The 17677-nt window shown below is 72.9% G+C and carries 11 protein-coding genes and 2 pseudogenes; 6 read left to right on the top strand and 7 right to left on the bottom strand.

Annotation, left to right across the window (positions count from 1 at the left end; translation table 11 throughout):
- Nucleotides 1–116: 116 nt before the first annotated feature.
- Entirely contained in the window at nucleotides 117–335 is a 219-nt protein-coding gene (locus tag ACWCRA_RS15685; protein WP_451067844.1) for a hypothetical protein, read from the bottom strand.
- A complete protein-coding gene (locus tag ACWCRA_RS15680; protein WP_451067843.1) occupies nucleotides 332–784 on the bottom strand; it encodes an ATP-binding protein in 453 nt (150 codons plus the stop codon). The genes ACWCRA_RS15685 and ACWCRA_RS15680 overlap by 4 nt, the downstream gene beginning before the upstream one ends.
- A 169-nt stretch (nucleotides 785–953) precedes the next feature.
- Here ACWCRA_RS15680 and ACWCRA_RS15675 point away from each other — a divergent pair, with 169 nt between their 5' ends.
- The 4 genes and pseudogenes from ACWCRA_RS15675 to ACWCRA_RS15660 all read left to right on the top strand — a co-directional run.
- Nucleotides 954–2210, top strand: coding sequence for a helix-turn-helix transcriptional regulator (locus ACWCRA_RS15675; protein ID WP_451067842.1), 1257 nt, complete (start codon nucleotides 954–956; stop codon nucleotides 2208–2210).
- 14 nt (nucleotides 2211–2224) lie between these two features.
- Nucleotides 2225–2584: a hypothetical protein gene (locus ACWCRA_RS15670; RefSeq protein WP_451067841.1), complete on the top strand. Its 360-nt coding sequence runs from the start codon at nucleotides 2225–2227 to the stop codon at nucleotides 2582–2584.
- Nucleotides 2585–2606: 22 nt separating this feature from the next.
- Nucleotides 2607–3266: pseudogene (locus tag ACWCRA_RS15665) on the top strand (alpha/beta fold hydrolase); the annotation flags it as partial.
- Nucleotides 3267–3344 (top strand): annotated as a pseudogene (locus ACWCRA_RS15660) (alpha/beta hydrolase); the annotation flags it as partial.
- 24 nt (nucleotides 3345–3368) lie between these two features.
- Here ACWCRA_RS15660 and ACWCRA_RS15655 read toward each other — a convergent pair.
- The 4 genes from ACWCRA_RS15655 to ACWCRA_RS15640 all read right to left on the bottom strand — a co-directional run bounded on the left by ACWCRA_RS15655 (nucleotide 3369) and on the right by ACWCRA_RS15640 (nucleotide 12825).
- The gene (locus tag ACWCRA_RS15655) at nucleotides 3369–4244 is read right to left on the bottom strand and encodes an NAD(P)-dependent oxidoreductase (protein WP_351556437.1); all 876 of its coding nucleotides are present in this window, start codon (nucleotides 4242–4244) and stop codon (nucleotides 3369–3371) included.
- A gap of 288 nt (nucleotides 4245–4532) precedes the next feature.
- Nucleotides 4533–9854, bottom strand: a complete 5322-nt coding sequence (locus ACWCRA_RS15650; RefSeq protein ID WP_451067840.1) for a DNA repair ATPase — start codon at nucleotides 9852–9854, stop codon at nucleotides 4533–4535.
- Nucleotides 9855–9951: 97 nt separating this feature from the next.
- Nucleotides 9952–11994, bottom strand: a complete 2043-nt coding sequence (locus ACWCRA_RS15645) for an SPFH domain-containing protein (RefSeq protein WP_451067839.1) — start codon at nucleotides 11992–11994, stop codon at nucleotides 9952–9954.
- 258 nt (nucleotides 11995–12252) lie between these two features.
- A complete protein-coding gene (locus ACWCRA_RS15640; protein ID WP_351556361.1) occupies nucleotides 12253–12825 on the bottom strand; it encodes a hypothetical protein in 573 nt (190 codons plus the stop codon).
- 256 nt (nucleotides 12826–13081) lie between these two features.
- Between ACWCRA_RS15640 and ACWCRA_RS15635 the strand changes: the two genes are divergently transcribed.
- Nucleotides 13082–14143 carry a PucR family transcriptional regulator gene (locus ACWCRA_RS15635; protein WP_451067838.1) on the top strand — a complete coding sequence of 354 codons (1062 nt, stop codon included), beginning with the start codon at nucleotides 13082–13084 and terminating at the stop codon, nucleotides 14141–14143.
- Between the two features lie 260 nt (nucleotides 14144–14403).
- Nucleotides 14404–16395: a YncE family protein gene (locus ACWCRA_RS15630; protein WP_451067837.1), complete on the top strand. Its 1992-nt coding sequence runs from the start codon at nucleotides 14404–14406 to the stop codon at nucleotides 16393–16395.
- 55 nt (nucleotides 16396–16450) lie between these two features.
- Here ACWCRA_RS15630 and ACWCRA_RS15625 read toward each other — a convergent pair whose 3' ends face one another.
- A complete protein-coding gene (locus ACWCRA_RS15625; protein WP_451067836.1) occupies nucleotides 16451–17659 on the bottom strand; it encodes a serine hydrolase domain-containing protein in 1209 nt (402 codons plus the stop codon).
- Nucleotides 17660–17677 lie beyond the last annotated feature (18 nt).

Below are 17677 nucleotides of genomic sequence, written 5' to 3'. Positions count from 1 at the left end.
CCCTCCAGGTGTGTGGAGACGCTGTCTCCGTGTGGTGGTGCGGGTGAGCCCGCCCCGGCCGTCGGAAAGCGGGGAGCGAGGGCCGGGGCGGGGGCTGTGTGTCCGGAGCCCCGGCCTCAGGAGGCGGGAGCGCGGAGGCTGTTCCTGGCGGTGAAGTGCTGCCAGATCATGTGTTCCAGCTCGGCGACGCAGGGGGCGCAGCCGTATATGGGGGCGTGCAGGCCCTCGGTCGTGGCGGGCCCGATCCAGAGCACCGGGATGCCGGTGCGGCGGCAGTAGAGCCAGCACATGCCCCGCACCCAAGCGCGCCCGCTGTTCGCCATGGCGGCGGTCATGGGGAGACCCCCCGTTCGGGGGTGCTGAAGGTGCAGGTGATGACCTTGCCGGTGGCGGTGAGGGTGGTCTCCCAGTGGTCGGTGAGCGCGTCGACGAGAAGCAGCCCGCGTCCTGCCTCGGCGGCGCCGGAGCGGGGGCGCGGGGTCGGCGGGGTCGTGACGGTGTCGCTCACCTGGACGATCACCCGCTTGTCGTGGAGCGTGACATCCAGGTCGCAGATGCCCTCGGCGTGCTCATGGACGTTGGCCAGCAACTCGCCGATGACCAGGACCACGTCATCCGCCGCCGCGGAACAACCTCTTCCCTTCAGGAACGAGGCGACGCGGTGGCGAATGGACCGCAGCTCGGAGGGTCTGACGCGCACCTTCCAGCTCAGCTCCCCATCCAGGACGACCGGACCGCTTCCGCCGAGTTCAGCGCTTTCATGGACACGATGTCCTGCCTCCATGCCCGCACCCCTGGCTGCGTTGAGACGTTCTTGTTGCTGACACGGTCCAGGGAACCGTGTGCGGACCGGAGCACTCAACTGCATCCGTGCGGCGGTGTTGTTGCGATGCGGTGCAACGTACGCGCCACCGGGTAGGTGCGGTGGGCGCAGGGGAAGGGACGGGACCTCGATGAGCCTTGCTGATCGCAGGAAAGCCCTGGGCTACAGCCAGGAGGGGCTGGCCCGCGCACTCGAAGTTGATCGGACAACGGTCTACCGTTGGGAGACATACAGGGCCCTGCCTCAGCCACCGCTCAGGCCGAAGTTGGCAGAGCTGCTGGAGATCGGCCTTGCTGAGCTCGACTCCTTGGTGGCCCAGCCGCCGGCTGAATCCCATGAGCTCACAAGGACGCCGTCATGCGACCACCTGAGCCCGGGGGAAGTCGACCATATGATCCGACGTGAGTTTCTGCGCGCCACCTCCATGGCAGGCGCACTGGCGGTCCTGCCCGTCGACGAGGCGGAGGCGCTGGAAGAAGCGACGCGGAGTGGAGGTGAATCCTCTTTCACACGCATGAGCAGCCACCTCTGGCAGGTTTATCGTCTTGCCCGTTCCAAACGATCCGTCCATCCAATCGTCCGCGATCAACTGCGGGATGTGAATGATTCCCTGAATGCCCGCTCCGGGGCGCACGCGAGGTCGCTCTGGATCGCTGCCGGTGACCTCTTCCAGCTTGCCGGAGAACTGTCCTTCGACAGCAATCGCTACGCGGATGCCGCCGCCTCCTACACGCTGGCGGCGTCCGCGAGCAAGGACGCGGGTGCGTACGACCTCTGGGCCTGTGCCCTGGTCCGGCACGCGTATGTCGATGTGTACGAGGGCAGGTACCGAGAGGCCTCTGGCGTGCTCGCTGCCGCCCAGAGGGTCGCCGGTCACGGGGACAGTTCCCTTTCCACACGTCATTGGGTCGCGGCCGCGCAGGCCGAAGCGTTCGCCGGTATGGGGGATCTCTCCGCCTGTGAGCGCGCCCTGGAGGCAGCGGAGAAGGTGACGGACCTTGCCCCTCCCAGTCATCAGGGTGGCTGGCTGCGGTTCGACGGCTCACGGCTGGCCGAGGAGCGGGGCTCCCGCTATGTGACACTCGGTCGCCTCGATCTGGCGGAGCAGACGCTGACCAGGGCACTGAACACCGGCGCCCTCGTGGAGGGACACTCGTTCCGGCGGCGCGGAGCCGTTCTCACGGATCTCGCCGTGATCGGTGCGAAACGCCGTGATGTGGACCAGGTGATCGCATTCGGCCGTGAGGCCGTGCGGCTTGCTCGCGAGACCTCGTCGGGGTACATCGTCCGTAGACTCCACGGACTACGAGCCGAGATCCGCACTCTGGCCCGTGACCGGCGGATCGCCGAGCTGAAAGCGGAGATCGGCGTGCTGAGTTCGGCGTGATGAGAGGAGAGTTCATGTCGCAGGCTGAGGGTGCGCGGCTGTTTCGTGAAGCGTGGATCGCCGGTGTGCACCGGCACTTCCCCGGGGAGCCGAAACCCGGGTACGTGACCCCCTGGGAGGACACACCGGAGTGGGAGCGCGAGGCCGCCGGTGCCGTGTACGAGCAGGTGCGGCAGTTCGTCGAGGTCAGCGGTGGGCACGCGGGGAGGCTGTCGCGGGAGCAGAAGGGACGGTTTGTCGCGACCTGCTGGATCGCGCAGATGTACCGGCACTTCGAGGACCCGAAGCCGGGGTACGTCGCGGACTGGCCGGAGCTTCCCGACTGGCAGCGGGAGACCGACTCGGACATCTTCGAGGCGATCGAGCGGAGCTAGCGGCACGGGCCCCCGGGGGTACCCCGGGGCGCGGCGCGGGACGCTGCTCGTGCTGCCCGGGGGTCCCGGCGGGTCGGGGGTGCAGCGGCTGGGGCAGAGGGGGGCCGCCCTGCGACAGGAGTTGGGCGGGGCGTACGACATCGTGAGCCTGGACCCGAGGCGTCGGGAGGAGCACCACGGCCCGGTGCGGGCTCCCCGGCGAGGTCCGGGACCTGCTCGCGCCGCGGCCCTTCCCCGGCGCGGACGGGGACATCTCCGAGAACGCCGCACGGGCCCGGCGCACCGCCGAGGCATGTCCGCGCGACGGCGGCGACGAACTGCTCAGCTTCACCTTCGCCAACGAGGTCCGGGACATCGAGCGGTTCCGGCGGGCCCTCGGGGCGGAGAAGCTCTCGGCCCGGGGGAACTCCTGCGGCTCGTACATCGGCGCCCCGTCCTGGACAGCTCCGGGGACCCCGACCCGCGCCGGGTGGAACGGGGCCGGCCGGCGAACTTCGCCCCCGGCGCCGAGGACCGCTTCCCGGACTTCGCCCGCTGGGCCGCCGACCCGGCGCGCGACCGGGAGGGGCTCGGGCTCGCCGGCCGTCCGGAGGACGTACGCGGCCTGGTGCTCGGCCTCGCCTCCGGGCTGGACCGGACACAGCGGGAGACCACGACCCCGGGGAAGCCGCTCAGCGGCAACGCCTGCGCCGACCGTGCGGTCACCGGCTTCCTGACCACGGGCGAGCGGCCCGCCCGCGACACCCACTGCGCCGGCTGACCCGCACCGGCGGCGACGACCCGCTCAGGACGGCTTCCTCAGCAGCTCCACCAGGCTGGAGAAGCTGTCCTCGGCGTGCCCGGCCGCCATCCCCCGCCGGAACACCTCCAGCAGGGTGCCCGTCAGGGCGTTGTCCACCCCGGCGTCCGCCAGTGTGTCCAGGACGTGCTCCACACTCGCCGCGCCCATCGCCAGCCGGTCCACGTCCCCGGCGTGGTTCCCCGCGTCGACCCGCTCCGCGTAGAAGCGGAGGAAGGCGGGCATCCCGCCCATGGTGTCCTCGGCGTGCGGCAGGACATCCGCCGCCGTCAGCCCGTTCGCGCCGGCCAGTGCGATGGCCTGCCAGTAGCTCAGCATCGAGGTCCAGAACATCACCATCCCGATCTGGTACATCAGCGCCGCGAGTCCGGGGTCCTCGCCCCGGTGGTCCGCGCGGGTCAGCGACTCCAGGGCGGGACGGTGGCGTTCGAAGGCGTCGCGCGGGCCGCTGTAGAAGGTGGTCGAATCGGGCCGGCCGATCCCGGACGGCGGGGAGTTGACGCCGCCCGCGATCATCACGGCGCCGTGCCCGGCGATCCACCGGGCCCCCGCCCGGGTCTTCTCCGGGGTGTCGGAGCTCAGGTTGACCACCGTCCGGCCGGCCAGCGCCCCGGCCGCCGGCTCCAGGAGTCCGTACATGGCGTCGTAGTCGGTGAGGCTCAGGATCACCAGCTCGTTCGCGGCGAGCGCGTCCGCCACGCTCGCCGCGCGGACCGCGCCGCGCTCGACCAGCTCGTCCGCCCGCGAGGCGGTGCGGTTCCAGAGGGTGACCTCATGGCCCCGGTCGAGCAGCACGGCGGCCATGGCCCGGCCCATGGGGCCGAGTCCGATGAGGGTGAGGGGCTGCCGGGGGCCGGACACCGGGGCGTCCGCCGGGGTGTGCGCAGGATTCTCCACAAGGACCTCCACGAGCTCAAGGACTAAAACGAACGCTCTAATTAGCGGTGCGGGCATGACTCTAGCACCTGTGTAGAACGATCGCTCTAGTGGAAGTGGGGGAGGGTTGTCCACAGGGTGTGGACAGATATCCGGCCGCGCCACCCCGGCTCGGAGGCCCGGAGCCCCGCGCCCGCCACCCCGGCCCCGAGGCTCCGAGCCCCCGAGCCCCGGAGCCCCCGAGCCCCGGGGACCCCGCCCCCCGGCCCCCTCTCAACTCCCCCTGATCGCCGCCTCCACCCCCGCCAGCCGCTCCGCCACCAGCCCCAGCCCGCCCCCGCCGCCCAGCGCCCGCGCCCGCAGATACCCGGCCTTCACCTCGGCCCAGCGCGCCGCCCCCGCCTCGCCCAGTGTGCCGCGCAGCTCCGCCAGTTTGAGGAGATTGGACTCCGTGCCGCTGGTCAGTGTCTGCGCCTCACCCGCGTAGTGGTCCTCGATCACCGCCGCCACCTCGGCCTCGTTCATCGCCGGGTCGAGCCGCTGCACGATCTTGTTCATGTTCCGGTACGAGCCCTGGAGGCGGAACGGCGGTTCGGTGCGCGTCTCATCGGTCCGGGCGGCGGACGCGATGTACGCCGCGTTGACGGCGAGTACGGTCGTACGCGCCGTCAACGCGTGCCGCAGCAGCGCCAGCACCCCCTCCAACTCCGCCGGGACGTACGCGTGTACGAGCCGGTCCCGGCGGGCCGCCGGATCGCCCGAGGCCAGCCGGACCAGCAGGGAGAGATCGGCCCGGTCCCGGCCCGCGAGCGGGGCCAGCACCGGATGGGACGTCAGCGCGTTCTCGACGAAGCTCAGCGCGAAGGCGTCCTCCTTGCCCGTGAGCACCTCGCCCAGATTCCATACATCGGCCCGGTTGGCCAGCATGTCGGGGACGCGGAAACGCTCCCCCGACTCCGTGTACGGATTCGCCGCCATACAGACCGCGAACCGCTTTCCCCGCAGGTCACGGCCATTCAGTGTGCGGGTGGCGTCGCAGAGCGGAATGAACTTCTGGAGCAGTTCCGGCGAGGTGTGCTGGATGTCGTCCAGATAGAGCAGCACATTGGTGCCCGCCTCCAGCGCGAAGGCGATCCGCTCGACCTCCCGGCGCGCGGCGGAGTCCGGTGCCCGCTCCGGGTCGAGCGAGGTGGTGGCCGAACCGAGCGCCGGGCCGTCCACCTTGACCAGGAGCAGCCCGAGGCGGTCGGCGACGTACTCCATGAGCGTGGTCTTGCCGTAACCCGGCGGTGAGACGAGCAGCAGCAGCCCCGCGCTGTCGGTGCGCCGGGCGTCGCCCGCCGCGCCGAGCTGCCGGGCCAGGCTGTCGCCGACGAGCGGCAGATACACCTCGTCCACCAACTGGTTCCGCACGAAGGAGGACATGACCCGGGGGCGGTACTCGTCCAGCCGCAGCCGCTCCCGCCCCTCGGCGACCAGGGTGCCGCGCAGTTTCCGGTACGCGCGGAAGCCGGGGACGCCCTGGGCGGCGAAGCCGGCGGTACGGGTGAGGAACTCGTCGAGCCGCACGGTGAGCACCCCTCCCCGGCCGATCCTCGGATGGCTGCCCAGCAGCCCGGTGACCGTACCGCTCAGCGGTGCCTCCACCTCGTGGCGGACCAGGCCGGCGCAGAGTTCGATCGCCACCGCCTCGGCGAGGTCGCCGGGGTCGGCCGACTCGCCGGACGACGCGGCGCAGGAGACCAGCCAGCCCTCGATCAGCCGGTGCGCCCCCAGCGGGTCGTCGGCTTCGAGCAGCGCCCGGACATCGGCGGCGTAGGGGGATGTGTGCCCCGGGGTGCTCCCCCGGCTCCCCGTGGCCCGCTTCCGGAACGTGTCCAGGAACAGCCGGGCGGGCGCACCCGTCGCGAACGACACGGCGGAGGTGGCGGAGACGGCGGAGACGGGGGAGACGGGGGACACGGGGGACACCGGGGCCCCTTGGGGCTCCCGAGGCACCGCGCACCCCAGCTCCTCCACCAGATACCCCGCCGCCACCCCCGCGTCCGGCGCCGCCCCCACCGCACCCGCCGTGCGCGCCCGCGCCATCGCCTCGGCGATCTCCGCGCGCAGCACCTCCAGCGCCGGAGCCGTGCCGAAGAGCGAACGCGCCCGTGTCAGCGACACGGCGTGGCGCCGCCAGCGCTCCCGCTCGTCCTCCGCGGTCCCGTACGCCCAGAAGAGCTGCGCCGCCGCCCGCGCCCCCGCCGGGTACCGCAGCAGCCCCGCCCCCGCGCGCAACCGCAGCAGGACCCGGAGGATCGCGGCCGTGTCGTGGTCGTGGACCCCCCGCTCGTACCCCTCGTCGTACGCCGCCTCCGCCGCCCGCCGCACCAGGTGCTCCAGCTCCTCCGGCGCCGCGCCCGCCGCCTCCGGGAGCAGCCGGGCCGCCAGGTGCTCCGCCCGGTACACCTCGGCGGACTCCGACGGCAGGGTCCGGCCCCAGTACGGCCGGGTCGCCCCGAACTCCGCCCCGGTGACCGGCGATCGCAGGTCCGTGCCGGTCAGCGCGAGCGCCATCCCGTCCCCGTGCGGTACGAGGGTCAGCTCCGCCTGCCGCGTGGTGACGGCGAACCGGTGGCGCCCCAGACGGATGGTGCCGCCGTCGTCCGTGAACAGCTCCCGGCGGTCCCGCAGCGCCCGCGCGGCCTCCTGGCGCGCCGCCTTGAGCCGGCCCTCCAGCTCCTCCGCCCGCACCCGGTCGCCCAGCGCGCGCAGTTCGTCCCCGGTGGCCCGGACGCGCACCACCATCGGATCGGAGGCGAAGTAGGTGTGCACCGCGTCCGTGCTCTCCAGCGTCGCGGCCCGGCGCGCGATCGCGGCGAGCACCCGCTCCGCCGCGTCCGCGAGCCGCCCGGCCCGCCGCGCGCGCTCGTCCTGGAGGGTCTGGCGCCGCGCCGCGAACGCCTCGTACACCTCGGCACGCCGCTCGCCGATCGCGGCGAGGAAGGTGTCGTGCCCGGCGAACCGGGTCTCCAGGTTCTCCAGTTGCAGCAGGAGCGAGGCGAGCTGGGAGTCGCAGCTCTCGGGGGTGCCGGCGCCCTCCAGCGCCGCCGTCACCGACTGGCCCAGCAGGGCGGACTCGGCCGCGAAGGACGCCCGGCCCTCCTGGTCGAGCAGCTCCCGGCGGCGCGCGGTGAGCCCGGCGCGGGCCCGGTTGATCCCGGTGAGGACCTCGGCGATCCGCTCCAGGACCGCCGTGCGCACGGTCGTGTCGGCGATGTCGAGACCGGCGACGACCTCGCTCAGCGCCCGCAGCCCGGCGGTCCGCTCGGTCAGCCGCTCCCCGAGCCGCCCGGCGTCCGCGGCGGTCGCCACCGCCTCCGCGCCGGCGGCGAAGCGCTCGGTCTCGGTGTGGTGGGCCGCGAAGGCGTCCGCGCGCCCGAGGAAGGCCACCGCGCGCCGGCCGGTCGACGCGATGCCGTCGCCGATGTCCCGGCCGAGGGTGTCGAGCGCCTCCAGGTCCGCGTACCGCATCTCCCGCAGCGTCAGCAGCCGCCCCTGCTCCGCGCGCAGTTCGGTGATCCGCGCGATCCACTCCTCCGCCGCCGCCGGTGCCTCGCCCCGGACGCGGCGCACGAGCCGGGCGACACGCCGGTCCGCCTCGGCGAGCGCTTCGGCGGCCCGCCGGGTCAGCGTCTGCACGGTGGCGAACTCCTCCAGCACCCGCGCCGCCGTCGCCCGCACCTCCTCCAGCGGGGTGCGCAGATCCCCGGCGTCCGGGTCACCGAGCCAGGGGTAGCGGTCGGCGGCGCGGACACAGGCGGCGGCCAGCGTCTCGTACACCTGGGCCGTGGCGGTGGTCTCCGTGGCCTGGCGGGCGATGGCCAGCGTGTCGGAGACCGCCCGCACCAGGTCGGCGTTCCCGATCCGGGACAGGGGGCCGCCCGGGTCGGGGACGGGGTGCGTGTCGGAGACGAACGGGGTGCTCCACACCTGGGTGCGGTGCGCGGTGGCGGGGCCCTCGCCCGGCTCGGGGGCGCGGAGCACGGCGAGGGTGCCGTCGTCGAAGAGGGCGTGGCCGAGGCAGGGCAGCGGGCTCGCGATCTCCTTGCGGATGGTGTTGTACGGGAGGAGCAGGGTGCGGGTGGGGGAGCGGAAGACGAAGAGCACGTCCTCGCCGCCCGGGGAGCGCACCGTCCGCTCGAACTCCAGCGGTGCCCCGGGGTGTTCGGGGGCGGCGCCGTCGAAGGTCCGCACCGTGTCGGTCGCGGCGAGGCAGTAGCCGCCGGGGAAGACGATCCCCTCGTCCCCGGGGAGCCGGCGCGCGGCCTGGCCGATGGCGTCGAGCCGGGTCACCGACGAGGTGAGGGTGTTGACGACCAGATGGCGGAGGGTGGTCTCGTTGTACGGCCGCACCCGCAGCAGCAGCAGCGCGCCGACCCGCGCGTACGCCACCTCCGCGTCGGCGAGCGACTGGAGCGGCTCGTCCACCGGCTCCTGGTGGAGGGGGCCGGCGGAGTCCGGGGCACCGGCCGCCCTCAGGGTGAGGGAGCCGCCGGCCGTGGAGAGCAGCAGCTCCCCCTCGATGGAGAGGTGCGGATGGCGGCCGGGGACCCGGCCCGGGACATGGCTGTCCCGGGTGGTCCCGGTCCAGTCGAAGTCGTACGGCGCCGGGAGGGCGTGATCCCGCTCGCCCCGGGCGTCCAGGAACCGGACCCGGCCGTTCCCGGTCTCCCAGCGCAGCACCCGGATGTCCTTCTCGCCGGTGAGGAGGACGGCGAGCAGCCGGTCGCCGACCGTACGGAGCCGGAGCAGCCGGGCGCCCCGGTAGTAGCGGCGGAGGGCGTCGAACTCGGCGGTGAACGCCGGGTCGTCGAGCAGCCCCGGGACGGCGTCCTCCGGGAGCCGGTTCAGCTCCTGGTCGTGGAGGGCGAGGACGTCGCCGGCCTCGGTGCGGGCGGTGAGCCCCCCGGGCGGGTCGTACGCGAAGAGCAGCCGGCCCCCGACGGCGGCGAGGTCGCGCGGGAGCGCGGGGGCGGGGGTGCGCAGGGTGCCGGTGCCGGTGAGGGTGAGCCCGGTGGAGCCGAAGGCGCCGGCACGGGCGGTGTTGAGCGCCTCGGCGCGCCGGGCCAGCTCGGCGGCGCGCTGGTGGAGGCGGTCGCGCAGCAGCTCATAGGTCCCGGCGTCGATCCCGCCACCGGGCCCGCCGGGACCGTCACCGGGGCCGGGGCCACCGGCACCCGGGCGGCCACCGGGGCGGCTGGGGCCGTCACCGAGGCCGGGCCCCGGACCGCCACCGGGACCACGGCCCGGACCGCCACGGACAGCCGGACCGCCACCGGCACCCGGCCCGTCACCGACGCCGGGTCCGCCGGGACCACCGGCACCCGGGCCGCCGCCGGCAACCTGACCGCCGCCGGCGCCCCGGCCCGTGCCGGGACCACGCCCCGGACCGCCGGGGCCCGGGGCCGCCCCGGGGTCCCACGACCCGGCACCGCCGCTGACGGCCTCCGCGCCCGTCGTCCCGGTGGGCCCGCCCGGTCCCGTCCCCGCCGCCCGGGCGGAGCCGTCCGCTCCGGGCTCCCCCGCCGTCCTGTCCGTCTTCGTGTTCATGCCCGGTTCCATATGGTCCAGCTCCCTGAAGGTACGTACGAACCGCGGCTGCCGCCCCCCGCGCGGCAGCCGCGGAACTTGCGGGAGGGCCGTGCCCTCAGCCCTGGCCGCGGCCCGGGGCCGCGCCCTGGCCGGGTCCCTGCCCGGGGCCTTGCCCGTGCCTCTGCCCGTGCCCGTTCAGCGCCGCCAGCGGCGTGTCCTTGATGCCCAGGCGGTCGGCGGCGGCCAGCAGGCTCTCCAACTGCCCGTCCGCCGCGCCGCCGCCCCCTCCCATCAGCTTCATCAGCAGCGCGGACACGGTCAGGTTCTGCACATCCGCCGTGGACACCGAGCCCAGCACCTGGGTGAGATCGCCGGTGAAGGACGCCGACCCGTCCAGCCAGGGCCCGGCGAGCGTCCGCGCGGTCCGCGAGTGGTCGACGAACCCGTCGATCCCCTTGCCGAGCGAGATCGACTGCACCAGACGGTCCAGGAACACCGACTCCCCGCCGACGATGCTGATGTCCGCGCTCTCCAGACCGGTCGCCACCACCGTGGCCTGCGCCTCCGCGATCCGCCGCTGGACCTCGAACCCGGCGAGCCGGATCTCCTTCTCCGCCTCCAGCCGCAGCCGGTACTCCTCGTGCCCGCGGGACGCCTCGTCCAGCGCGGCCATCGCGGCGGCCTTCTCCGTCAGCCCCTCCGCCTCGGCGGAGAGCCGGGCCGCGGTCGCCCCGGCCTCCGCGCGGCCGGACTTCTCGATCGCGTCCGCCTCCTTCTCCCGGACGGTGACCGCGGCCAGCCCCTCGGCCGCCGCCTCCGCCTGGAGCGACTCGGCGAGCCTGATCCGGGCGCGGGCGTCCATGTCGGCGGCCTTGTTCCTCGCCTCGGCGAGGGTGAGTTCCTCCGCCGCCCGGTGCACCGCCGCCTGCTCGGCGGCCTCCGCGGCCTTGATGTCCTTGACGAGCCGCTCCTGCGCCGCCGCCTCGGCGGCGATGACGACCGTCTGCCGCCCGCGCTCGGCCTCCTCCACCGCGCGCAGCCGCTTGATGGACTCCTCCTGCTCCGCGACCGTACGGTCCACCGCCACCCGCTCGCGGATCACCTCGGCGATCTCGCGGCGCTCGGCCTCCACCTCCTTCTCGGCGGAGATCCGGGTCAGTTCGGTCTCCCGCTCCCGGGCGATGACCTCCAGCATCCGGTCCTTCTCGATCCGCTCGCTCTCCACCGCGATCACCCGCTCGCGGTTCTTCGCCGCGACGGCCACCTCGCGGGCCTGGTTCTCGCGCTGCACGCCGAGCTGCTCCTCGGTCCTGAGGTACGCGCCCTGGGCCCGCAGCCGCTCCTCCTCCACCACCCGCGCCGTCTCGGCCTCCTCCCGGGCCCGTACGGTCTCGATCTCGCGGCGCTGCTTGATCTCGGCGTCCGCCTGCCGGCGCTCCAGTTCGAGGATCGCCTCGCGGGCGTCGACGTTCTGCCGGGTGATCTCCTTCTCCTCGTGGCGCTGGAACTCATTGGTGCGCACATGCTCGACGGCGGTCAGTTCGGTGATCTTCCGGATGCCCTGGGCGTCCAGGATGTTGTTGCTGTCGAGCTGGGCGAGCGGCGTCTGCTCCAGATAGTCGATCGCCGCGTCCTCCAGGCTGTAGCCGTTCAGATCGGTGCCGATGACCTGGATGATCCGGTCCCGGAACTCATCGCGCTTGGTGTAGAGATCGGTGAAGTCGAGCTGTTTGCCCACGGTTTTGAGCGCCTCGGAGAACTTGGCGTTGAACAGCTCCTGCAGGGTGGTCTGGTCGCTGGCGCGGGCGGTGCCGATGGCCTGGGCGACCTTGATGACGTCCTCGACGGTCTTGTTGACGCGGACGAAGAACGAGATCCGGATATCGGCGCGGATGTTGTCCTGGCAGATCAGCCCGTCCCGGCCGGTGCGGGAGATTTCGATGGTCTTCACCGAGATGTCCATGGTCTCGGCCTTGTGGAGGACGGGCAGCACGACCTGCCCGGTGAAGGTGACGTCCACCTTGCGCATTCTGGAGACGATCAGGGCCTTGCCCTGTTCCACCTTGCGGAAGAGACGGCTGATCACCAGGAGCAGTGCGACGGCGATGAGCAGGACCACGGCGATGAGCACGCCGAGGCCGAGGGAGATGGCATCCATGAGAGATTCCCGTTTCGCGGGCGGCGGGTGAGCGGAGAGGTGGGAGCGGAGAGAGCGGCCGGGCCCCAAGGGCGCGGGCCGGTGCGTCGTGACGGTGCGGTGGGCCGGCGGGGCGTGTCCGTACGGCCGCCGGTACCGCGCGCCGGTGCGCGCAGCCGGCCCGGCGCGTCAGGACGCCGCTCAGGTACAGGACTCCGGTACGGGACTCCGTGCGGAGCGTCAGTGCGGCGCGTCAGTACGGAGCGTCGGTGCGGCGCGTCAGTACGGCGCGACCCAGAAGAACTCGCCGGTGTGGTCGTACGCGTACAGCAGTCCGGTCGCCCCGAGGGACATCTCACCGGTGCCGTTCTGGCGCACCTGCACCACTGCCGTGGAGCCGTCCCGGGCCCGGACCTCCGCCTGGCCGAAGTCCGCCCCCACCCGTCCGGTGCGGATGGTGCAGGTCAGGCCGATGAAGTCCTGCCGGGACGGCGCGGGTTCGTCGGGGAAGAGCTTGACGAGCGGCCGGACGACGGCGCGGGTCAGCCGCCAGGCGATCAGGAGGGAGAGCGGCAGCAGCGGTACGTACAGCAGCCGCCAGGCCCCCTCCGCCCCGGCGAGCAGCACGGAGCCGGTGAGGCTGGTGAACCAGCCGAAGACCGTCAGCAGGGAGACGGAGACCGCGACCGGCACCCCGCCCACGCTCAGCGCGCCGGTGTCCAGATCGGCGTCGAAGGCGTCGGCCTCGGCCGCGCCGGCCAGGACCAGCAGCCAGAAGAGGGCGACCACCACGAGCGCGGCGGTGAACAGCACGGTGGGGAAGCCGGTCACGGCATCGACGAACTCGCCCATCACTTCTCCCCCGTCTCACTGTCCCGGCCCCGGCCGGCCCGCTGCTGGTGTGGTGGTTGGCGGTCCTTTCCGTACCCCGGCAGGGACGCTCTGTCCCGGCCCGGTCGCCGTGCTCATTCTGAGCCCGGCGCGGGGGTGGGTTCATTGCCGTGGACCGGCAGTCTTTACGCTTTCTTGATGCCGGTCACGACCCTTGGGGAGGCCGTGCGACCCTGTTCGAGGGGCGTCAGGAAAGCGTTAAGAGTGGGGGGAATCCATGGTGAAACAGGAGCTGTCCGAGGACGATCGCGAGGGCTATACCCGCATACTGATCGACGCATGCCGGACGGGCCGCCGACTCACCCGTGACGAACTGGAGTTCCTCCGCGCCCGGGGCGAACAGGCCGCCGAAGCGGGCATCGGGCTGCGCGCCCTGGTCCGTGCCCAGCTCGCCGCCGCGCGGGATGTCCGCCCCCGGCTCCCGCGTACCGCCGCCGACCATCTGCTGACCGCCGTCGAGCAGGCCGTGGACGCCTTCGCCGAGGGCCATGAGCGGGCCCAGCGGCTCGCGGTGCGCCAGGAGGAGGCGGCCCGCCGGGAGTTCATCGACGATCTGCTGCACGGCACCAGCGACCTCGGCCGGATCGCCGAGCGCGCCGAGCGGTTCGGGCTGCTGCTCTCCCACGCGCACGCGGTGGCCGTGGCGCAGGGGCCGGAGCCGTACGACGACGGCTTTCCGGTCGCCCGCAGGATCGAGTCCGAGCTGACCGGCCGTTTCGGGCACCGCAGCATCCTGCTGACCACCAAGGACGGCCGGCTGATCTGTATCGCCCCGGCCGACCAGGCCGATGTGCTGGGCTTCTTCGCCAAGCAGGCGTACGCGGTGACCGACGGCGGCCGGGTGGCGATCGGACGGGCCCACCCGGGGGCGGGCGGCGTGGTCCACTCGTACGAGGAGGCGCTCAACGCCCTGGAACTGGCGGCCCGGATGGGCCTGGACGACCCGGTGCTGCACGCGGCCGATCTTCTCGTCTACCCCGTGCTCACCCGCGACCGGCAGGCCATGGCGGATCTGGTGGAGAGCGTCCTCGGCCCGCTCCAGCGGGCCCGGGGCGGCGCCGGGCCGCTGCTCGCCACCCTCACCGCCTACTTCGACACCGGGTGCGTGGCGGCGGAGGCGGCCCGCCGGCTCTCCCTGAGCGTCCGGGCGATGACCTACCGGCTGGACCGCATCCACCGGCTGACCGGAGCAGACCCGGGCGATCCGGTGCACCGCTACACCCTCCAGACGGCGGTGATCGGGGCCCGGCTGCTGGGCTGGCCGGAGGGGGAGCGGTAGCCGCGCCGGACCCTTCCCGTCCCCGATCGCACCTCTGTGACCAGCCCGTTCCCCCGGCATCCGGGCCGGGCCCCGCGAACCGTCCGGTACCCCCCGTGATCACATCGTTGCGGGGTATTGCGGTGTGATGCGCCGGACCCATGGCTTACGCTGCGCTTCACACCGGCCGCGCCCCGGGACGAGAACCACCGCATCACGGGTGCCGCGCGGCCCTCTTCTCGCGCGTTTCCACGCGTTTCCATGTGGGGGTACGAATCACTGTGCGCAGGCGCAGCATCTCTACCGCGACGGCGCTCGCGGTCCTCTTCAGCTCCGCCGCCCTGGTCGTCGGCACGGCGGGCACGGCCTCGGCCGACTCCGTCACGAAACTGCCCGTCGACTCCGTGCGCGACTTCGTCGTCGACGACGCCAGGAAGCGGCTGTACATCTCCACGGGCAACCAGATCGTCGTCACGGACTTCACCGGCAAGGTCGTGACCTCGGTTCCCTCGCTCCCCGGGGTGGACGGGCTGGCGCTCTCCCCCGACGGCGGCACGCTGTACGCGGCGGTCAACGACGAGAACGCGATCCTCGCCTACGACACCGCGACGGTCACCGAGGCCGGCAGGTACCCCATCGGGAACACCGTCTCCGGGCCGCGTGATGTCGCCGTCGCCGGCGGGAAGATCTGGTTCGGCTACGGCGGCGGGAACTCCGGCGACATCGGTTCGCTGGACCTGTCCGGTGCCGAGCCGGTCGTCACCCTGGACCAGGCGGACGGCGGCAAGCTGCCCGAGGCCCCCGAGCTGGTCACCACCCCCGGCGCCCCGAACACCCTGGTCGTCGCGGAGACCGACACGACCTCGGGCCGGGTCGCGGTCTACGACATCAGCGGCGGTACGGCGGAGCGCACCGTGCGGGGCGCCGCGCTCGGCGTCCGGCTCGCCGACGCCCGGCTCTCCCCGGACGGCAGCCGGCTGATCACCGCCGCGTCCGGCAACCGCCACCAGATCTGGAGGACCTCGGACCTCACACCGGCGGGCCAGTACGCGTCGAAGGAGTTCGCCAACTCGGTGGCCGTCGCCGCCGACGGCCGGGTCGCGACCGGTTCGGACGCCCGGTGGTCCGAGGACGTCCACATCTTCCCGTCGGCCGGCTCCACCAAGCTGGTCCGGAGCTACGACTTCCCCAACAACAACACCACGAATTATGCCGAGGCCCTGGTCGACGGCGGCCTGGCCTGGGACGCGAGCGGCAGCCGCCTCTTCGCGGTGACCCAGAACAGCCAGGGCGCGTACGCGCTCCGGGTGCTCAACGACCCGGGCAAGTCCCTCACCACCGTGACGGTGAGCGCGCCCGCCAAGGCCACCCGGGCCAAGCCCGTGACGGTCAGCGGCAAGGTGAACGCGACCGTGGCGTTCCCGGCGGGCTCCGAGGTCTCCGTCACCCGCACCGACGCGGAGTCGCCGAAGGGCAAGTCCCTGGGGAAGAAGAAGGTCGCGTCGAACGGCACCTTCTCCTTCAGCGACACCCCGTACTCCGGCGGCAAGGTCACCTACAGGGCGGCATACGCGGGCGGAGCCCAGCACCAGGGGTCGGCCGGCTCGGACAGCGTCGAGGTCTCGCGCTCGTCCACCACCCTGTCGCTGGACAACAACAACAAGTTCTACGACTACAACTCCACGGTGAACTTCACCGCGAAGCTCGGCAAGACGTACAAGAACCGGACGGTGAAGCTGTACGCGGACCCGGCCGGCGACGGCAAGGGCCGCAAGCTCATCAAGACCGGCACGGTGAACAGCTCCGGCAAGCTCTCCGCGAAGGTGAGGCTGACCCGCGACACGGTCGTGACGGCGGACTTCGCCGGTGACTCCCGCACCTCGTCGAAGTCGGCGAAGACCTGGGTGGGCACCAGGGTCAAGGTGTCGACGGCGCTGACGAACCACTACAAGTACGCGAAGCTCGGGAACCAGAAGTACCACTTCTACAAGAAGTCGAAGAACCCGTACTTCACCACGACGATGCCGGCCTTCAAGAACCGCTCCGAGCGGCTGACGCTGGAGTTCTTCTACGAGGGCAAGTGGTACGACCTGGAGCTGGAGAACGCGTACTTCCCCCTCGACTCCAAGGGTGTCTCCCGGGTTCAGCTGAACGGACCCCACGAGACCGGCTACCGGCTGCGGATGCGCTCCTCGTACATCAACGGCTCCTCCGGTGACACGGTCAACTCCACCACGCACGGCCCGTGGAGGTACTTCACCTTCACCTCCTGACCCGAGCGGCGCGGAACGGCCCGGCGCGCTCCCGCGCCGGGCCGTTCCGCCGCCCTCATCCGCAGAGGGCCGTGTCGAAGACGTCGTTGGCGTGCGCGACGGAGGGATGGGAGGCCCGGCGGATCGCGGTCAGGGCGAGGGTGGCGGCCCGGCCGTCGTCGGTGACCCCGCTGATGGTCTTGTACCCGGGGATGTCGCCGCCGTGTCCCCAGACCACCCCGCCGCAGCTCAGCGGCATGCTGAGCAGTCCGAGCCCGTACCGCCACCCCGGCCAGAGCCTGTCGGCGGGGACGGTGGTCCGCATCTGCTCCAGCAGGGCCGGCTTGAGCAGCCGGCCGCCCATGAGCGCGGTGAGGAAACGGTTCAGATCGCCCGGCGTGGCGATCATGCTCCCGGCGCCCCAGGCCCACGACGGGTCCATCACGGTGATGTCCCCGGGGGTCTGTGCCGGGTCGTCCGCGTGGTAGCCGCGCGGGTGCGGGCCCGGGATGGTCCGGTCCCCGGCGGCGGGGAAGGAGGTGTCGCGCAGGCCGAGCGGCGCGAGGACCCGCCGCTCGATCTCCTCGGCCAGCGGCCGGCCGGTGACCTTCTGCACCAGCAGGCCCGCCAGGACGAAATTGGTGTTGCTGTACTGCCAGTCGGTGCCGGGCGGGAAGGACGCCTTGCGGGAGAGCGCCAGATCGACCAGCTCGCGCGGCTCCAGATAGCGGTCGCGGCTCACGAACCAGTCCGGTTCCAGGTGGTCGGTGTAGTTGGGCAGCCCGCTGGTGTGCTGGAGAAGCTGCCGGACGGTGATGTTCCGGCCGTCGATGCCCTCGCCGCGCACCAGCCCGGGGAGATGGGTCTCGACGGGCCCGTCCAGCTCCACCCGGCCCTCGCCGACGAGCTGGAGCACCACCACGGCCAGATAGGTCTTGCTGTTGCTGCCGATGCGCACCCGCCCGTCGCGCGGCACCGGCGCCCCGGTCGCCAGATCGGCGACCCCGGCGGTGAGATGCCGGAACCGCCGCTCGCCGGGGCCGCGCACGGCGGCCAGCGCACCCGGCCAGCGGTCCTCGGTCACCAGCCGCTCCATGCCCCGCTGCACGGGGTCGCCGGGCCGGGGGGTGCTCGCCGCAGCAGGAGCGCCGGCCAGGGTGGTGGCGAGGGCCGCGAGGGCGACGAGCACGGCGAGCGCGGCCGACGCCCTCGTCGCCCTCGTCGCCCTCGTCGCGCTCGCGGTCCTCGCGGCTCGCCGGGAGGGGGTACGACGGTCTCCGGCCAACGGGATCACTCCTTCTGT

This window comes from Streptomyces sp. NPDC001889, assembly GCF_053594535.1.
Note: the sequence above shows the minus strand (reverse complement) of the source record. Positions and strands in the feature narration are given on the sequence as shown.

Excerpts from the sequence above, each read along its gene's own strand:
- ACWCRA_RS15635 (WP_451067838.1), top strand. The coding sequence starts at position 13,082 with ATGGTGAAACAGGAGCTGTCCGAGGACGATCGCGAGGGCTATACCCGC.
- ACWCRA_RS15670 (WP_451067841.1), top strand. The coding sequence starts at position 2,225 with ATGTCGCAGGCTGAGGGTGCGCGGCTGTTTCGTGAAGCGTGGATCGCC.
- ACWCRA_RS15650 (WP_451067840.1), bottom strand. The coding sequence starts at position 9,854 with ATGAACACGAAGACGGACAGGACGGCGGGGGAGCCCGGAGCGGACGGC.
- ACWCRA_RS15675 (WP_451067842.1), top strand. The coding sequence starts at position 954 with ATGAGCCTTGCTGATCGCAGGAAAGCCCTGGGCTACAGCCAGGAGGGG.
- ACWCRA_RS15640 (WP_351556361.1), bottom strand. The coding sequence starts at position 12,825 with ATGGGCGAGTTCGTCGATGCCGTGACCGGCTTCCCCACCGTGCTGTTC.
- ACWCRA_RS15680 (WP_451067843.1), bottom strand. The coding sequence starts at position 784 with ATGGAGGCAGGACATCGTGTCCATGAAAGCGCTGAACTCGGCGGAAGC.
- ACWCRA_RS15645 (WP_451067839.1), bottom strand. The coding sequence starts at position 11,994 with ATGGATGCCATCTCCCTCGGCCTCGGCGTGCTCATCGCCGTGGTCCTG.
- ACWCRA_RS15685 (WP_451067844.1), bottom strand. The coding sequence starts at position 335 with ATGACCGCCGCCATGGCGAACAGCGGGCGCGCTTGGGTGCGGGGCATG.